This is a genomic window from Acinetobacter sp. V102_4 (genome assembly GCF_031799005.1).
Taxonomy (GTDB): domain Bacteria; phylum Pseudomonadota; class Gammaproteobacteria; order Pseudomonadales; family Moraxellaceae; genus Acinetobacter; species Acinetobacter calcoaceticus.
The window spans coordinates 1-18,150 of sequence record NZ_JAVQNR010000052.1; the positions used below are offsets into that span (position 1 = coordinate 1).

Sequence of the window (18,150 nt, forward strand, 5' to 3'; positions counted from 1 at the left end):
CAATCAATGATAATATTTCGATCAATCAATCAGTAAAAATCCACACAAGTTGTTCTTCATAATCTCTTAATGATCTTCTTACTGGTTCGTCACCAGCAAGCTAGGTCGGCTATATTACTCTTAATCTCTTAAAAGTCAACAGGTAATTTCGATATTTTTAAAACTTATTCTCAAAACCAACTTCTCATCAAATCTATCACTTAAAGCAACCAACTCAATTCCAAGCAACTGTTTTTCAACAAGTTTCTATCTGCATCACCGCCGATGGATGTGCATTATAGAGGATTAAGATCCCTTTGCAATACCTTTTTTAAATTAATCATATCGTATGGCTATTTTTTAACCTTTTTAGCATATTATCTATATTATTTGATCAATTTTACATTGATAATAGGTTATCGATTTTGTATTAAAACATATCTCCACCCAACTGCACATTAAGTATTAGCCTGGCTGGCGGTTAAGGAATTATATGAATTATTCTAATTTAATTTTATTAAGCGTGTTATCTGTAGGTGTTTGCACCTCTATATATGCTCAAGAAAGCACTATAAGTGAATCTCCTAATGCTAACTCATCAGCAGAAGTTGGACCTCATCATGTTCGATCACAAATTATTAATGATTTAAAAAATATTAAGGTTAAAGATTTAAAAATAAATGCAAATGCAGCACAACCAGATCCTGTAAAAGATCCTTTGCAATCTCTGAACCGTCCAATTTATTCTTTTAATGACATGTTGGACCGAAACTTTTTGCGTCCTGTTGCAGTTCAATATAAAGAAAAAACACCAGAAGACGTACGCGGTTCTTATCGCCAGTTCCGTAAAAACCTAGGAGAACCATGGAATGCTGTTAACCAGCTTATTCAAGGCCGTCCAGCTCGTGCAGCAAAAACTTTAGGTCGATTCACAATTAACACCTTAACTACTCTTGGTTTGGCAGACCCAGCCAGCCGCTTAGGTTTACCAACTGAGGAAGAGAATTTTGGTGTAACTCTTGGTTACTATGGTGTGCCTTCTGGTCCATTCCTTATGCTACCTTTCTTTGGGCCAAGTACTTTACGTGATGGTTTTGGTTTGGCAGTAGATGCTCAAGCTCGTCCACAGAAATATATTCTTGATGATCAAGATGGTGTTTATTGGTCTAGTAACTTATTACAAGCTGTTGATGCACGTGCTCAATATCTAGACTTAGATCAGACCTTACAGGGTGATCAATATGCCATGATTCGAGACTTGTATCTCCAACGTAAAGCATTCCAAATTGCTGAGAAAAAAGGTGATTCAGCTGATGTGTCTTTCATTGATGATGATTCAGAAGATACACCAGATGAGAATCAAAACCCTTAAAAGATGAAATCAAGGTATTGCTTGGATTGAGAGTTCGGCAATACCTTGATTTTGATCATACATACTCTATGATGAATAAAGTGATCATATAAAAGGACTACCATATCTTCTATGTATTTTATTAAACCGACACGCTCTATTCCTTATTTAGAGCAAGCTTTGGATAAACTACCAGGCTTACAAGTCATTAACATAGATGATTTAGACTTATATGATCCAACCATCATTGCAATTGCAGATGTACAAGATTTCTTAACTTATAAGTGGAATTTACCGACTATTGTAATTGCTTTTGAAAATGAAGGTGGCGCTTTAGCTCATGCATGGGAAGCAGGTGCTCTTGCAGGTTGGGTATGGAATCAACTACCTAACGATTTAAACAAAGCCTTATCAAGAATTGATGCTCAATATAAACGTAATCAAGATAGCCGTGACTTACCTTCGGCTGCTGAATTGCAAAAACGATTATTACCCAACCCAATCGATTTATTAAATTATGAAGTCGAAACTTTCTTTCAGCCTTCGGCTTATCTTTCCGGTGATTGGTATGACTATTGGAAATTAAACGATAAAGAAGTTTTATTTTATCTTGCAGATGTTTCAGGTCATGGTGTAACGAGTAGTTTATTAACATCATGGATGGCAGCTTTCCATGGTCGATCGAAAACCCCAAGACAATTAATTAAAAAATTAAACGGGATGTTGGTTCAAGAAAATATTGAAAAGCACATTACGATTGTTGTGGGTATTTTAAATCTTGAGACGCATACCCTTCGTTGGTCAAGTGCTGGGCACTACCCTCCTCCTATTATTTTCGAACCTAACCAACCACCCAAAATTTTAACAACGAGCAGTTTTCCGCTAGGTTTAACGGATGAGTTGGAAGTTGAAGAGCATGTTTGTACATTAAATCACCAATCACGCTTCATTATTTGTTCTGATGGAGCCCTTGAGCCCTTTGATGGTGGTTTAAATGATCAGTTCCAACAATTAGTTCATCATTTGCAAAATCAATCATTTCAAGCACCCGATCATGTGGCCGATGATATTGCCATCTTCAGTCTTTGTCGAATGAATTAATTTACGAATCAATTAATTACATAATATACGACCTAAGGACTCTTGAGTCTGAGATGGCACTATGTGATAATTTTTCTATCCTTCTCTGAAAATGGCATTTATATGTCAACAGGTCATGTTGAATATGCAAGCTTAAATGGAACGCATATTTTCAAACTTATTGGTGAAGTGCGAGCCCATTCTTGTATAAGTCTAGACAAACTTTTAAACAGAATTGAACAGCAAGAGAATGTTGTTGGTGCAATCGTTGATTTAACCCAAACAACATTTATTGATAGTACTGTATTAGGTATCTTAGCTAAGCTAGGTTTAAAGCTGAAACAGACTCATCATATTCAAGCTGTGATGCTATCTACCAATCCAGATATCACAACCTTAGCCAACAGTATGGGGCTAGGGCAGGTTTTTGTCATTTTGAATTATTGTGGTGATCCGAATGTTTGTACGTTAACGTTAACGGATGAACAAATCACTCATAATGCAATGCTAAGAACTGTTCTGGATGCACATAAGACATTGATGAAACTCAATGCAAACAATCAGAATATGTTTGAGCCACTTGTGAAGCAGTTACAGAAAGAACAAGATACGCTTGAACAGGTATCGGATAAGCAAAATGCCTGATTTTCACGATTAAGCCGGATTAGAATATGACTCTTGTTTCTGTTGCTCAAATGAATTCTCAAGATGATATTGAAAATAATTTTCAAGTCATTGAGTCTTTGATTCAACAAAGCAAGGCGCAAAATGCTAGCCTGATTGTTTTCCCTGAAAACTTTGTATGTTTTGCTGCTGGAAAACAACGTGAAACTGCTGAGCAATTTGAATCTATTCAACAAAGGCTGGAGCAACTAGCGCATCAATATCAAATCTGGATTGTGGCTGGAACCTTACCATGTCCATTCCGTCCAGATGGATCTACGATTCAAGATGGTCGCGTCCGAACCGTTAGCCTCTGTATCAGCCCTGAGCGTACAGAAGCACGTTATGACAAGATCCATTTATTTGATGTACAAGTTGGTGATGCGGTCGGTGGTTATCAAGAGTCTCGTTTCTTTGAACCAGGAACAGACGTAGTAGTCACATCTACCCCTTTTGGCAATATTGGCTTAATGGTATGTTATGACTTACGTTTTCCAGAGCTTGCTCTAACGCTAAGACAACAAGGCGCTCATCTTCTTACTGCTCCTGCTGCATTTACCTACACAACTGGGCAAATGCATTGGCAACTTTTGCTACAGGCTCGGGCAATGGATAGCCAATGTTATGTTTTAGGTGCAGCACAACAGGGCTGGCATGGTGAAAAACGACAAACCTGGGGACACTCGGGGGCAACAGATAGTCGTGGTCAAATTTTAAGTATGATTGGATATGAAGGGAATGGTTTAATCACTGTACCTTTTGATTTAACAGCACAAGATCTCGTCCGTTCTTCAATGCCTCTAATGACACACCGTAAATTAATTCACTATTAAAAGTTTAACTATTCATGTGGAAATACTTATTTAGCTTTTTTTGCTTGGGGGCAAATATTCATTGTTATGCAGAGTTTGGCACAACGAATCATTTCGTTTCACCAACCGCACAACTCAAATCAGATATTCTCCCCTCTACTCCTAAAGATATTCCTTTGCCTGCATTTGGCCAAAGAATAATTGGATGGGGAACTGGCGCAGAAGGCGCAAGACAACGTTTAGAAAATATTCAACCAGCAGATGTTTCTATGATTAAAAAACAAGGGACAACACTTGAAATGATTACTGCTTGGAAAGATTTTTATGAACAAGAGCAACAACGTAGTGTAAATAATCCTACCGCTAAATATCGTGCGCGTTTAATGAAAAAAATTGCAGATCTATGGTAGACAATTTTATCTAAAAGATTTTTATCTTATGGAATAATTGATTTAATTATTCCATTTTTTATGTGCCTTAATTTACTTTATTCATAACCTATTCTTATGAACATTTAAGAAACTGAATAGAACGCGATATACTACAAAAGCAATATTAGTTTCTTTGAGGAATATATGGACCAAGACTGTAAAAATTTAAAGCTTGAGAATCAACTATGTTTCCTCGTCTATTCAACAAATTTAGCTCTTAATCAGCTCTACCGAAAACTCCTAACGCCTTTGGGTATTACTTATCCTCAATATTTGGTGATGTTAGTTTTATGGGAACAGGATGAAGTTACTGTTTCAGAAATTGGTGCCAAGCTTTTTTTAGAATCATCAACTCTCACCCCTATCTTGAAAAAATTAGAAGCCCTACATTTTCTTCACCGCACTCGCTCAACGCAAGATGAACGCCAAGTTATTATTACGTTAAGTGATGAAGGAAAAAAATTAAAAGATCAGGCAATGAATATTCCAGCCGAAGTATTAGATGCAAGTTCATGTGATATGACAACGCTACTGGACCTAAAAGATCAACTTACTAAACTCCGTACAAACCTAGTCAAATAAACAGCAATTTTTTTAAAAAAATGTACTTGTCAAAATATTTAAGTCGTGTACGATATATTTGTATTCAATTTATTTTAGGAATAAAAACGATGTCATTAGAAAAAGTTGTTTATCGCGCAAAAGCTAAGGCAACCGGTGGCCGTGATGGCCGCGCAACCTCATCAGACGGTGTATTAGATGTACAACTTGGCGTACCTAAAGAAATGGGTGGCGCTGGTGGTGCTGTAACAAATCCTGAGCAATTATTTGCAGCTGGTTATTCAGCATGCTTTTTAGGCGCTTTAAAATTTGTTGCAAACCGCGATAAATTTAATATTAGCAAAGATGCGTATGTAGAAGGCGAAGTAGGTATTGGTCCAATTCCTACAGGTTTCAGTATTGAAGTAACTTTAAATGTTTACTTGATTGGCATGGATCGTGAAGAAGCTGAAAAGCTAGTTGCAGCAGCTCATATCGTTTGCCCATATTCAAATGCAACTCGCAATAATATTGATGTGAACTTTAATATTGTAACTGAGTAATTTTTCAAGTTTTAAAAAAATGCCCGAATCTTATCGGGCATTTTTATTGCACGTTACAAATTATGCTTCACTTGCTTCATTGGTTACTCGAAGCACTTCTTCAAGTGTAGTTTTACCTGTAAGTACTTTGCGTAAACCATCATCACGAATAGAGCCAGAGTACTGACGAGCATGATTTTCTAATTCATATTCAGCCGCATTTCCGTGAATCTGACGGCGCATAGAATCATCAACAGGCACGATTTCATAAATAGCCGTACGCCCATTGAAACCTAAATGAGAACAGTGATCACATCCTTGAGCCTGTGGTAACTTCAACATAGACTCACTATGAATATGCTGAAATACCTGTCTTTCGAAAGTATCTGCTTCACGCCATGTCATACAATGTTGACATAAGGTACGAACCAAACGTTGAGCAATCACTCCAATTAAAGAGCTCGATAATAAGAATGGTTCAATCCCCATATCTTTAAGTCGGGTGACCGCGCCAATAGCTGTATTGGTGTGCAGTGTAGATAAAACCAAGTGACCTGTTAATGATGCTTGCACTGCAATTTCAGCAGTTTCTAAATCACGAATCTCACCCACCATGACCACATCTGGATCTTGACGCAACATTGCCTTTAGAGCACGAGCAAAAGTCATATCCACTTTGGTATTAACTTGTGTCTGCCCAATACCTTCAAGTTGATATTCAATCGGATCCTCAGCTGTCAAAATGTTCCGCGTATTGTCATTTAGATCCGATAAGGCTGCATACAAGGTCGTCGTTTTCCCCGAGCCTGTAGGACCTGTTACCAAAATAATCCCGTGCGGACGATGTACGAGTTGAGTTAAACGCTCATAGTCATTTGCCATCAGACCCAAATGGATCATATTAAGACGACCAGCTTGTTTATCAAGCAAACGCATTACAACCCTTTCACCATGCGATGAAGGTAAAGTCGAAACACGTACATCTACTTCACGTCCAGCAAGACGTAAAGAAATACGGCCATCTTGCGGCACCCGTTTTTCCGCAATATCGAGTTTTGCCATGACTTTAATACGTGAAACCAGCAAAGGCGCCAACTCACGGCGTGGTTGTACAATTTCACGTAATTGACCATCTACACGTAATCGTACAGATAGTTTCTTTTCAAAAGCCTCAATATGAATATCAGAAGCTCCTACCCGTATTGCTTCTGAAAGTAGCGCATTAATAAGACGAACAATTGGGGCATCATCTTCTTGGTCCATCAGATCTTCTGTTTCTGGAACCTGATCGGCCAAACTTAATAAATCAGGATGATCTTCTAAACCTGCTGCAACTTCTTGTGACTCCCCTGTATCTCGCGCATAACTTGTACTAAGCAGTGCATTAAATTCTTGTTCAGTACATAATTGGTAGTGAGCTGGCTTACCTAGAATTCGTCTTGCTTCCTGCAATGCAATTTTTTCAGTATTTTGACGTCTAATAATAAATACTTGATCACCGTCATAACGAAATAAAACACCATGACGCTTGGCAAAACTATATGGAACTTGTATTTGTTTCAATATTTGCATCACAATTTATAATGATGAGTAAGATGATTTTGAGTGTACTCTAAGCAGATTACAGCGTGAAGTCTGTTTAACAACTCGGTAGAGGAATTTTACGTCTTGTTTGAAAATAATGAATATCAGCCTCGTCCCCAGAATTCTTTAAAATGGTGGGGAGAACAGCACTTTGAAATTAATCAGGCTAAAGCATGGCAATTCGGTTCAATGCTTTTTCGTCTAACGCGCGGCATAAAAGAATGGCGTATCGAATATTATCGCCCATCTCTTCAAGACGATAATGAGCAAGATTGGCACCCAATCGCAGATCCGAATTTTGCCTTTCCGCATACTGTTCAAGTAGAACGCTACATGTTCCGGAAAACTAATCCAGAGTTTCTACTGATGCCACGTCTGGCAGATCGTTCCGTAGTAATTAAACCCGTTGATCCTATCTACATTCCAGCGGGACAACGCGGGACTCTTTATATTAGTACACCACTATGGATTGCCGGTTTAGTTGAAAGTCAGCATGAGCCTTTGTTTGAAATTCCTCTAATTCAGCCTAAAGATACATGGTTTGGTCCAAATGCCCAGCAAGGCGAAATCTGTTATGCCACTTCCGTAGATGGGCGTACCGATTTGAACCTGTTAACCCCCCGTGCGTTTCGTGCTGTTACACCAATTGATTTTCACAATACCAGTAATCATCAATTGCGTTTTGACCGCATGAATGTACCTGTTACCGCTCTGCCTCTTTTTTACAGTGAAAGTACTGGGCGTTTATGGACTTCTCAAATTAAAGTTTTCTATGAAGGCTCTGATCGTCCTGCACGCATTCGTATTGAAAACCGCACTCCACCACTTGCGGGTGAAGTGACCTATGTTCATCCACCACGTTCACCTGGTGGAGCATTATTCAATATGTTTGATTCATTCTTTTAAGAGGTTTATATGGCTGATTCAAATATTCCTAAGGATATCGCTGATAGCCTCACCAGTATATTTACCAATATCAATACCGAGCGTATTAGTGAAATTTTAGTCGGTGTTGTACTGTGTTTTATTGGTTTTGTTCTTGCCCGTATTATTTCAAATACATTTATTAGAACCATTGGCTCACGTTTTAATGCTCATCAACGTTTGGTGTGGCGGCGCGGTATTTTTTATTTTATTTTTTTACTCTTCATTATGACGAGTTTAAAAGAAGCTGGTTTTAAACTCAGTGTATTCCTTGGCGCGGCAGGGATTCTAACCGTAGCACTTGGTTTCGCATCGCAAACGTCTGCCAGTAACTTAATCAGTGGTTTATTTTTAATTGGTGAAGGTTCGTTTGAAGTCGGTGATACGATCCAGATTACTCTCATTCGTGGAAATACAATTGAAGGTGAAGTGATTTCGATTGATTTACTTTCTGTCAAACTACTTACACTCGACAATGTTTATATTCGTTTACCAAACGAACAGCTTATTCGCGCGCCTGTACACAACTTATCTAAATACCCAATACGGCGTATTCCAATTACACTAGCAATTAACTTTCACGAAGATATTATTAAGGTACGTGAGGTTCTACTGAATGTCGCAGCTCATTATCCACTTGTATTAGATGATCCTAAACCCGCTGTTACAGTTACTGCATTCAGAGAATCATCGATTGAGCTTTTATTCACGATGTGGTGTCGACAAGAGAACTCTTTAAAAGTTCGGGATGAAATGCAAGAAAGAATTCGAAATGGATTTTTAGATAACCGAATTGAAATTCCTGTTCCCAAAATGGGCTTGATTGATCGACCATCTACTGTTTTTGCTGAAGATGATATCGATCAATACACTAATCAAAATGAGTTAAAACGAGAGCCTAAAGCTTAGGCTCTTCATTTTTCTGTACAGCGGATGACGGTGGTAATGGTGCAATATAAGCAATAATTAGCATTACCCCACCTGCTCCAATAAATGAAATGACCCGAGTTAAAGTCGCACTTTGCGATAGATCAAGCAAAATTAGTTTTAATACGACAATTCCTAAAAGCGCAGCACCCACAAACCACAATTGACGAATCATTTTTCGACTTGAGAATGTGGTTAAAATGAACGCTAATACGACCCAAAGTAATGTCAAACTTAACTGTACTACGCCATTTGTCCAAATTGCAGCGCTCCATAGTGGTGTCGCCCAGTAATGGTGCAAACCTCTGACCACTACACTACTAAATACCAACAACCCCACTAGAATTGTTATAATTTTAAAAGTCCACTCAAGCGATTTATCTTGATCAAAAGCATGTTGATAGATAATAAAGAGAAGACCTGCAAATACTGCAATTGAAAGGAAATCAGTTAAGTTAAACAAAGGAACAAAATAAAGGTACTCGGCAGAATGGATGTCGACACTCACCACAAGCAACCAAAGTAAACTTAAACACCACACCGGAATTTGATGTAACAAAGCAGTTTTATGGGACTTATACGCCCAGAGTGAATAAACTACGGGTACAAAAGCCAAAGCAACTATTGGCATTTGTGGAAAGATCGCCAACCCCACCGTTGCTAATGCTAAGCAACTTAAACCAGCCCAGACCTTTAAATATCCAGACTGACTTGACTGCGGTTGAGCCATAATAAATAAGACAGTAAGAGCAATTGCAGCAATAAGAAAAGTACCCTGTTGCAATATACTCGGCCATTTAAACATGGTGAATACTTGGCTGGTAAAGACCTCACCAAAAATTAACAACAGTAACAGGCTAACTAAAATTAACTGCAAACTTTGCCATTGCACACGCAATTTATAGTGCACGACTACACTAAATATTGATAATAATAATATCGCAATCATCAAATATGGACTTAAGCCGTGATGTTGCCATGCCATTATTTCTACACCTGCAATAGCACCTGCATACATACCTAAGCACAAGAAAATGCAGCTAAACATGCTGGCACTAAAATAGTGTTGCTCTTTACTGTTGTACTGCAACAAATAGAAGGCAGAAATGAATTGGGCAATTGCATAAATGCTTGTGCTTAGAGTCGGGAACTCTGCATTCGCCCAAAATTGATAAAACAATGCAACTGAACTGAGTAAAACTAAAATGACACCAATATATCGGCTTAAACGGTAGCGCTCAGTTACTCCCCATACAATTAGGGCCGTACCTTGAGCAACCCAACCAATTGCAGTCCAATGTGCCCCTTTCGCAAGTGGAAAGATTAAAGCAAAGAATGCAACGGCAAGAATGAAAAAACTTTTTGCTAGTACTGAAAGTTGAAGATGACTCTTTTTGATCCAGAAAGTTAATACTGCATAGGTACCCGCTAATACTGCAGCACCAATCGTCAACGCTTGTGTAGACTCATGTACTAAATAGGCATGTAGTGTGAAACCTAGTACAGGCACACTAAAAATAAGACCAACATCTAACAGTGGTGGTAAACGAATACCTTCTTGTTGTTCACGTGCTGAAACTCGAGATATATTTTGGCTATAACGAACACTAAGCCAAATAAACAGGGCTATATGTAGCCATAAAATCCAGTCTAATGTGTCAAATTTTGCTGGCTCTGCATAAAATGCGATTGCACTGCCACCAATAAACATCGTGGCAAAGAAAGCGATTTGATTTAAGATTTTCCAAGGTTGAATAAAATTAACGGCGGCAACCGCAAGATTAATAACCAAATAGTAGCTGAATAAGAAAACCACATCAGGGCGATATTGCGGAATCACCAATGGGGCAGCATAAGCCATGCCGAGTGCTAAAATTGCCAAATAAATAGCTTGTTGTTTTAAACTCAGGAATACCGTAATAGCTAATAAGATCGTAAACAGAATACTCGCTGTAGTTAGATTGGCAATTACACCAAAATGATGCGAGAACACCAGTGTTAGGAACACAACTGCCAGTCCGACACCTTGCAATGCCACAGCAAAAAGTTGATTTTTCTTTTGTAAGGTATATCCAAATGCCGTTAATACACCTCCAGCAATAGCGATAAATCCAAGTTTCACACCTAAACTCAGCTGCCAATGTTCACTTGCAAAACGCAGTAATAACACTACCCCAACCATGAGCACAGCAACAGCAACTCTTAAAATTGGATTGCCATGTACCATCCAATCTATTGCTGGTTGCCACCATGCAGTTTGTACAGGAACTAGATTTTCTTTTTGATCTAAAATGTTCGTTTCAGGTAGAGCTGGTTTGATCATATTGTTTGGATCAATTGGCTCTAGTACAGGTGTTACAGCATCTGTATTTACAACTTCATTTACATGAACAGTTTGTTTTGCTGTCTCGAGGTACAACAGTCGAGTATGAAATGCACTAATCGTTTGGACCAAACATAACAATAAAACTAGTAATGCACCGCCAGCAATCCACATCCAATGATTCATATAAGCAACTAATGCAACCAAGGCAGCTGCATAAATTGCTGTTGTTTGCATATGAATAGAATAAAGTGGAGTTGCTTGATGAGAAAACTGTTGTTCTAAATGTGTCAGACGCTGATGCAGATTTGACAATAACTGAACCAGTACTACCACGAGTGCAATAGATAAAGCAGCAACAGCACTCTGGAATTTAAAACCAATTGATATGGCTAAAAACAAAGTCAAAGCGATCAAAACAATGATCATTCCCTGTTTGTCTTTTTTATACATGGGCTTAGCAATATGACACCTTCATTACATGTCATCTTACTTTAAGCAAATACAAGCGTATATTTATACATACAAAATACTGCAAAAATCATAAATCTGCATTCATATCCGTTTTCACGTAAAATACCCGTAATTCAAATTAAGGAATTGTTCAATGCCACCATTTGTCTTGGTTGATGGGTCCTATTTTTTATTTCGTGCATATCATGCATTACCACCATTGACGACCTCTACAGGGTTACATACCAATGCAATACGTGGAGCAATTTCTGCGATTCAAAAATTGATGCGTCGTATGCAACCAACGCATATGGCTGTAATTTTTGATACCCCCGAACCAACCTTTCGTCATAAGCTTTCACCTATTTATAAAGGTGACCGCCCGAGCATGCCCGAAGAGTTGTCTCAACAAATTCCATATTTACATGCATTGATTAAAGCTCAAGGTATTCCTTTATATAGTCTCCCTGGTGCAGAAGCAGATGACATTATCGGTACACTTGCTAAACGTGCCGTACTCGAAGGACACCATGTTCTCATCTCGACTGGAGATAAAGACATGGCTCAATTAGTTAATGATCATGTAAAGTTAGAAGATAGTTTTAAAGATCGAGTAATGGACACCGACGGTGTATTTGAAAAATTTGGCGTTTGGCCAAATCAGATTATCGACTACTTGACTTTGATGGGTGATGCATCTGACGGTATTATGGGTGTACCGGGTGTAGGAGCAAAGACAGCAGCTAAGTTACTGACTGAATATGGCACTTTAGACAATATCATTGCGAATGCAGACCAACTTAAAGGCAAGATTAGCCAGAATATCAAAGATAATTTAGACAATATTAAGCTTGATCATCAGTTAGCAAGCATTGTGTGCGACCTTCCTTTAGAACTCGATTGGCATGAATTAAAGCTTATCGACCCAAATGTTGATGCTTTACGCAACCTATATACTGAGCTTGAGTTTAGAAATCAGTTACAGTCGCTTGATCATCCAAACAATCCAAACAGCTCAAGTTATAAACAACAAGTTTCACAGGTCGTAGTTCAAGATGAAGTTAAACCGGCTGATTCTATAGAAACTGAAGATCAAGCAAGCTTAACCAGTCAAGATGACCAACTTGGAACCGCCAATTACCACACTGTTTTAACTCAAGAAGCATGGGATCAACTCTGGCAACGCATGCAAAATGCCGATCATTTTGCCATTGATACAGAAACCACAAGTCTTGACTATCGTATTGCGGAGATGGTCGGTTTTTCAATCGCATTTGATGCGCAAGATGCCTACTATGTTCCTTTGGCGCATAACTATGAAAATGCTCCACAGCAACTGAATCGTGAGCAAATTCTGGCTCAAATTAAGCCTGTATTAGAAAATGAAGCAGTTAAAAAAATTGGCCATCATCTTAAATATGATGCACACATTTTTGCAAACCACGGCATTGAGCTAAAAGGCTGGTATTTCGATACCATGTTGGCATCTTACGTATTGAATGCAGCAGCGACTCGTCATGGAATGGATGATGTTGCTCGTGTCTACTTAAGTCACTTAACCACAACTTTTGAGCAAATTGCTGGCAAAGGTGCAAAGCAGAAAACATTTAATCAAATTGAGATTGAAGTCGCTGCCCACTATGCAGCAGAAGATGCACATGTCACCTATCGTTTATATGAAGTACTTTCAAATAAACTTAAGCCATTCCCTGAGCTAGAAAATATTTTATATAACATCGAAATGCCAGTTGCCCGAATTTTATCAGGCATGGAAGAAGATGGCATTCGTTTAGATCATGCATTCCTCGATAACTTAAGTGTTGAATTTGCAAAAACTATGGAAGGTCTTGAAAATCAGGCCATGGAAATTGCAGATGAAACTTTTAATATTGCTTCACCTAAACAAGTAGGCGAAATACTATTTGATAAATTAGGAATCAAAGGTGGTAAAAAAACCGCAACTGGGCAATACAGTACAAGCGAAAGTGTTTTAGAAAAAATTGAGCATCCTTTAGCAGAAATTATTTTAGAACATCGCGGATTGGCAAAGCTAAAGAGCACTTATACGGACCGTTTAGTTGAGCAATCTCATAATGATACGCATCGTGTACATACGAGCTACCATCAAGCCTTAACAGCGACAGGCCGCCTCTCCTCTTCTGATCCTAACTTACAAAATATTCCAATTCGTAGACAAATTGGTCGTCAGATTCGTAAAGCATTCATTGCACCAGAAGGCCGAGTTCTATTGGCTGCCGATTACTCGCAAATTGAACTACGTTTAATGGCACATTTTTCTCAAGATGATGCGTTAGTACATGCATTCCAGCACGGACAAGATGTTCACCGCCGTACTGCTGCCGAAGTATTGGGTATTGCAATTGAAGATGTGACTAATGACCAGCGTCGTCAAGCCAAAGCAGTAAACTTTGGTCTACTTTATGGTATGTCTGAGTTTGGCTTAATTCGTCAATTAGGCTTCACACGTCAAGAATCACAAAATTATATTAAGCAATATTTCCAACGTTATCCTGGTATCTATGAATATATGCAACGCACGCGTCAAGTTGCATCAGAGCAAGGATTTGTTGAAACCATTTTAGGTCGTCGTCTTTATACACCTGATATTGATGCACGAAATGTGATGGTGCGTAAGGCTGCCGAACGTGCTGCGATCAATGCACCTTTACAAGGTAGTGCAGCTGATATTATTAAACTTGCGATGATTGAAGTAGATAAAGTCTTGCCAAAAGATCAAGCCAAGTTACTACTTCAAGTACACGATGAATTAGTTTTTGAAGCCGATCAAAACATTGCTGAAGAACTTTCCAAACAAATCGCAAAAGTCATGGAATCAGTTGTAGAAATTTCTGTGCCTTTAGTGGTTGAGGTAGGACAAGGTCTAAACTGGGATGATGCTCATTAATTAACAGAAATAAAAAAGGGCTGTGAAATACAGCCCTTTTTTATTGAGTCAGCTTAAAGACCTGTTAATAGAACTTTCGCTACTTCATTCATTAGGATCTCGGCAATATAGAGTGCCAAAAATGCCAAAATTGGAGATAAATCAATCATTCCCATATTAGGCAATAAACGACGGAATGGTGCGAGTAATGGTTCAGCCAAATCTTGAATCACCTCAATATAAGGTGAACGCGATTGAGTGAACATAACAACCCAACTCAAAATGATTGTTGCGAAAATTAAATAACGGCAGAAACGAATCAAATCCTGAATCATGGTCACAAATGTCAGAATCAGTAAATGAATCGGACTATTTGGCATAGAGCCAGAAAGATACATCACACCGAAAATTTTCAGTAAATACAACGTAATTAAAAGAACCAACGCAGCCAAATTAAATCGGCCTTTTGCGACCGTCGGAAAAATTCGGCCAAAAATATCAACAATCTTAGTCGCTTTTACGGTCGATAAAACCACAGGATTATAAGGACTTACTGCCGCTAATTGCATTAAAAAACGGAAAAAGACCAATAAAATCGCGACATTAATTAAAATTCCAAAAATTAGCGCAGAATTTGCACCCATAGTTGTCTTATCCTATTTAAGCTATTTCGCACTGTCACTCAATTCTTGAGCCAATTCTTGGCTACGCTTCTGTGCAGCAGCCAATGCAGATTGAATATTTTGGGAGATTTGTGCACGGTCAAAAACTTCAAGTGCAGCTTGTGTTGTACCATTTGGCGATGTCACATTCTTACGAAGTTCAGATGGAGTATTTGAACTGGTAATTGCCATTTGAGCTGCACCTAACGCCGTTTGAAGAGTCAAAGCGGTTGCAACTTTTTCATCTAGTCCTAAATTTTTACCCGCACGGATCATACTTTCCATGAGATAGAAAAAATATGCAGGACCTGAGCCAGAAACTGCTGTTACCGCATCAATTTGAGCTTCGGAGTTTACCCAAATTGTTAAGCCTGTGGCTGCTAAAATCTGACTTGTTAATTCACGATCCGAAGTACCCACTACATCATTTGCATAAATACCATGAGCGCCAGTTTGAACCAGAGCTGGTGTATTTGGCATAACTCGCACAATTCGATCGCTATCAATTAAATTTGATATTGTTTGAATTTCAGCACCAGCAATAATTGAAATGACCAATTTATCTGATAACAGACCTTTCAAAGGACGTAAAACAGTCGCCAAAACTTGAGGCTTTACCGCCAATACGACAACATCAGCATTTTGAATTGCAGCCACGTTATCTTGTGTTACGTGGACTTCTTTCTCTTGTAATAATTGACGGATCTGTTCAACAGGATCTGAAACTGTAATACGTGTCGGTGGTAAACCTCTTGAAACCAGCCCGCCAATTAAAGCTTGGGCCATATTACCGCCACCAATAAAACAGATATTACAATTTACTGCACTTGCCATAACCATATTCGCCATTTACCAGATTACAAGAATAAGAAATTAAATCTGGTTGCCATCCTCCTTGCTCACAATACGGAGACTGAGCCAACCAAAATCCTTTCGGTGTAAAAACCCCAAGCATAACATTATCTATGACTAATATTTGAATTGTATGACGAAGCCAAGGCAAAATATGTGCTTCTTGAATTGCTTTTTTTAATGGCCATTGACCAATACGGCCATATAAATGGACTTTTTCCCCACCTTGACGTCGAATTATTCTCAATTTTTCATTTAATAAAGATGAAGCCAAACCGATTTTTTTTTGTTTAATCTGAAAATTTTCTGAAGCGTAATGCACTATTTCTCCCATTTGGAAATGATGCTCCGATTCAGCTTCAACTGGACTTAATGTTTCAGCAAGAAAAACCTGCTTACTCAATCTATAAAGATGATGTTGATAACGGACATAGTAAAACTGATTCCAGTGTAATGCTGCTTGTGCATCAGACTTTGAATCAATCACTTCATTTTTTAAGCGCTCGACCATTTCAAATGCAGGTCGATATTGCCCATCACCTTTCATCCAAACCGAAAGCAACTGGCGCTGACGGGCAGCCGATAAATCTAACAATTTAGTTAAGTCCAAACACTCAGCGGTACCACAATGCTTTAAATCGAGTATCAAAACTTCTTCTAAAATTTCAGAAGCATCTTGCATCAAATAACTGGTTCGACTAAGGGCTTGCTGCATTTTAGGAAAGCGGTTTTGTAAAAAAGGCCAAAGTTCCTCACGTGACCACGCCCTATCATAATGAATATCGTAATTTGTAGGGTCATTTACATACTCAATTTCAAGTTGAGTAGTCCAATCAGTAATTTGCTCACGAGTTAAATCTAAAAAAGGACGCCAAATTGTCATGTCTGCACGGTAATCAATGGATTGCATTGCAGCTAATCCATCAACACCTGCACCCGATAACAACCTCAACATTACTGTTTCAGCCTGATCTTGCTGATGATGAGCAAGCACTAAAATTTCGTTGGCTTGTAAATGCTGTCGATAAGCTTGATAACGTGCCTGACGTGCTTGAGCTTCCAAATTACCATCGGTAACTTGAACTTTTTGAATAATATAAGGAATATCTAAGCGAGTAGCTTGTTTAGCAACGAGTTTCCCCCATTCTGCACTTTGTGATTGCAGTTGATGATCGATATAAATCGCTCGGATCTTTTGAGGGAAAATTTGAGACATCAAATGTAGTAGCAGCATTGAATCCATGCCGCCACTACATCCAATAAGAAAAGAACTATTTTCTGAAAACAGTTGAGCCTGCTTTAAGACATTATGCCTAAATTTGCGCTGCCAAACTTCATTAAACGTTGATAACGTGCTTCGCATCGTTCATTTGCATCCAGTGGTAGCAATTCATCCAAAGCTTGCTTCAAAACTACTTTTAGGTTTTGCATGACTTGCTCAGGGTCTAAATGTGCCCCTTCGCCTTCATCTACTACATATTCAACAATACCTAGAGATTGTAATTTGTCTGCTGTCAAACCTAAAGCTTCACTCGCTTGAGCCGCTTTTTCAGCAGTTTTCCATAAAATAGATGCGCAGCCTTCTGGTGAAATCACAGAATAGATACTGTGCGACAACATAATTACTCTGTCAGCCACACCAATACCTAAAGCACCACCAGAACCACCTTCACCCAGTACTGTTGCAACAACAGGAACTTTCAAACGTGAAAGTTGAGCAAGGCTAGTTGCAATTGCTTCGGCTTGTCCACGCTCTTCAGCACCAACACCCGGGTAAGCACCCATAGTATCAATAAACGTGAAAACCGGAAGATTAAAACGCTCAGCCATATCTAATAGGCGTTGAGATTTACGGTAACCTTCAGGGTTAGCCATACCGAAGTTATGCTTTAATTTTTCACGGGTACTACGACCACGGTGTTGTCCAATGACCATCACAGGTTGACCGTCAAAACGAGCAAGACCACCTACCATCGCACCATCGTCACCAAACAAACGATCACCATGCAAGGCGTCAAACTCTGTAAAGATTTCACCGACATAATCTAGAAACTGCGGACGTTCAGGATGACGTGCAATTTGAACCGTTGTCCAAGCTTTGGACTGAGTAGATTTTTTCATA

The 18,150-nt window shown here is 38.8% G+C and carries 16 protein-coding genes; 10 read left to right on the forward strand and 6 right to left on the reverse strand.

The window, feature by feature from the left end:
- The first annotated feature begins 472 nt into the window (after positions 1–472).
- The 7 genes from RMB13_RS18615 to RMB13_RS18645 all read left to right on the forward strand — a co-directional run bounded on the left by RMB13_RS18615 (position 473) and on the right by RMB13_RS18645 (position 5,419).
- The gene (locus RMB13_RS18615; protein ID WP_311086029.1) at positions 473–1,351 is read left to right on the forward strand and encodes a VacJ family lipoprotein; all 879 of its coding nucleotides are present in this window, start codon (positions 473–475) and stop codon (positions 1,349–1,351) included.
- 111 nt (positions 1,352–1,462) lie between these two features.
- Complete coding sequence (gigA, locus tag RMB13_RS18620; protein WP_311086030.1) at positions 1,463–2,431, forward strand: RsbU family protein phosphatase GigA; 969 nt, start codon at positions 1,463–1,465, stop codon at positions 2,429–2,431.
- Positions 2,432–2,533: 102 nt separating this feature from the next.
- Entirely contained in the window at positions 2,534–3,055 is a 522-nt protein-coding gene (gigB, locus tag RMB13_RS18625; RefSeq protein ID WP_002117273.1) for an anti-anti-sigma factor GigB, read from the forward strand.
- 26 nt (positions 3,056–3,081) lie between these two features.
- Complete coding sequence (locus RMB13_RS18630) at positions 3,082–3,906, forward strand: carbon-nitrogen hydrolase family protein (RefSeq protein ID WP_005036753.1); 825 nt, start codon at positions 3,082–3,084, stop codon at positions 3,904–3,906.
- Positions 3,907–3,920: 14 nt separating this feature from the next.
- Positions 3,921–4,295: a DUF4951 domain-containing protein gene (locus RMB13_RS18635; protein WP_017391223.1), complete on the forward strand. Its 375-nt coding sequence runs from the start codon at positions 3,921–3,923 to the stop codon at positions 4,293–4,295.
- A gap of 165 nt (positions 4,296–4,460) precedes the next feature.
- A complete protein-coding gene (locus RMB13_RS18640) occupies positions 4,461–4,898 on the forward strand; it encodes a MarR family winged helix-turn-helix transcriptional regulator (protein WP_003655075.1) in 438 nt (145 codons plus the stop codon).
- A gap of 89 nt (positions 4,899–4,987) precedes the next feature.
- Positions 4,988–5,419 carry an organic hydroperoxide resistance protein gene (locus tag RMB13_RS18645; RefSeq protein ID WP_311086031.1) on the forward strand — a complete coding sequence of 144 codons (432 nt, stop codon included), beginning with the start codon at positions 4,988–4,990 and terminating at the stop codon, positions 5,417–5,419.
- A gap of 60 nt (positions 5,420–5,479) precedes the next feature.
- On the opposite strand, the gene gspE is transcribed toward RMB13_RS18645, so the two are convergent.
- Positions 5,480–6,970: a type II secretion system ATPase GspE gene (gspE, locus tag RMB13_RS18650; RefSeq protein ID WP_004641278.1), complete on the reverse strand. Its 1,491-nt coding sequence runs from the start codon at positions 6,968–6,970 to the stop codon at positions 5,480–5,482.
- Positions 6,971–7,066: 96 nt separating this feature from the next.
- On the opposite strand from gspE, the gene RMB13_RS18655 reads away from it, so the two are divergent.
- Together RMB13_RS18655 and RMB13_RS18660 are read left to right on the forward strand one after the other, a co-directional pair.
- On the forward strand, positions 7,067–7,888 hold the full coding sequence (locus tag RMB13_RS18655; protein ID WP_017391225.1) for a hypothetical protein: 822 nt from the start codon (positions 7,067–7,069) through the stop codon (positions 7,886–7,888).
- Between the two features lie 9 nt (positions 7,889–7,897).
- Positions 7,898–8,815 carry a mechanosensitive ion channel family protein gene (locus RMB13_RS18660; protein ID WP_005036762.1) on the forward strand — a complete coding sequence of 306 codons (918 nt, stop codon included), beginning with the start codon at positions 7,898–7,900 and terminating at the stop codon, positions 8,813–8,815.
- Here RMB13_RS18660 and RMB13_RS18665 read toward each other — a convergent pair.
- Positions 8,805–11,609: a DUF2339 domain-containing protein gene (locus tag RMB13_RS18665; protein WP_311086032.1), complete on the reverse strand. Its 2,805-nt coding sequence runs from the start codon at positions 11,607–11,609 to the stop codon at positions 8,805–8,807. The genes RMB13_RS18660 and RMB13_RS18665 overlap by 11 nt on opposite strands.
- 154 nt (positions 11,610–11,763) lie before the next feature.
- On the opposite strand from RMB13_RS18665, the gene polA reads away from it, so the two are divergent.
- Positions 11,764–14,535, forward strand: coding sequence for a DNA polymerase I (polA, locus tag RMB13_RS18670; protein ID WP_311086033.1), 2,772 nt, complete (start codon positions 11,764–11,766; stop codon positions 14,533–14,535).
- A 53-nt stretch (positions 14,536–14,588) separates the two neighbouring features.
- Here the strand turns inward: polA and RMB13_RS18675 are convergent, their stop codons facing one another.
- From RMB13_RS18675 to RMB13_RS18690, 4 genes are read right to left on the reverse strand one after another with little or no spacing between them, the layout of a single operon-like run.
- On the reverse strand, positions 14,589–15,158 hold the full coding sequence (locus RMB13_RS18675; RefSeq protein ID WP_003655065.1) for a YggT family protein: 570 nt from the start codon (positions 15,156–15,158) through the stop codon (positions 14,589–14,591).
- A 21-nt stretch (positions 15,159–15,179) separates the two neighbouring features.
- Entirely contained in the window at positions 15,180–16,016 is an 837-nt protein-coding gene (gene proC, locus RMB13_RS18680; RefSeq protein WP_080026326.1) for a pyrroline-5-carboxylate reductase, read from the reverse strand.
- Positions 15,988–17,391, reverse strand: coding sequence for a tRNA lysidine(34) synthetase TilS (gene tilS / locus RMB13_RS18685; RefSeq protein ID WP_311086034.1), 1,404 nt, complete (start codon positions 17,389–17,391; stop codon positions 15,988–15,990). Before tilS ends, proC begins: the two co-directional genes overlap by 29 nt.
- Positions 17,328–18,149, reverse strand: coding sequence for an acetyl-CoA carboxylase carboxyltransferase subunit alpha (locus RMB13_RS18690; protein ID WP_003655062.1), 822 nt, complete (start codon positions 18,147–18,149; stop codon positions 17,328–17,330). Before RMB13_RS18690 ends, tilS begins: the two co-directional genes overlap by 64 nt.
- Between the last annotated feature and the right edge of the window lies 1 nt (position 18,150).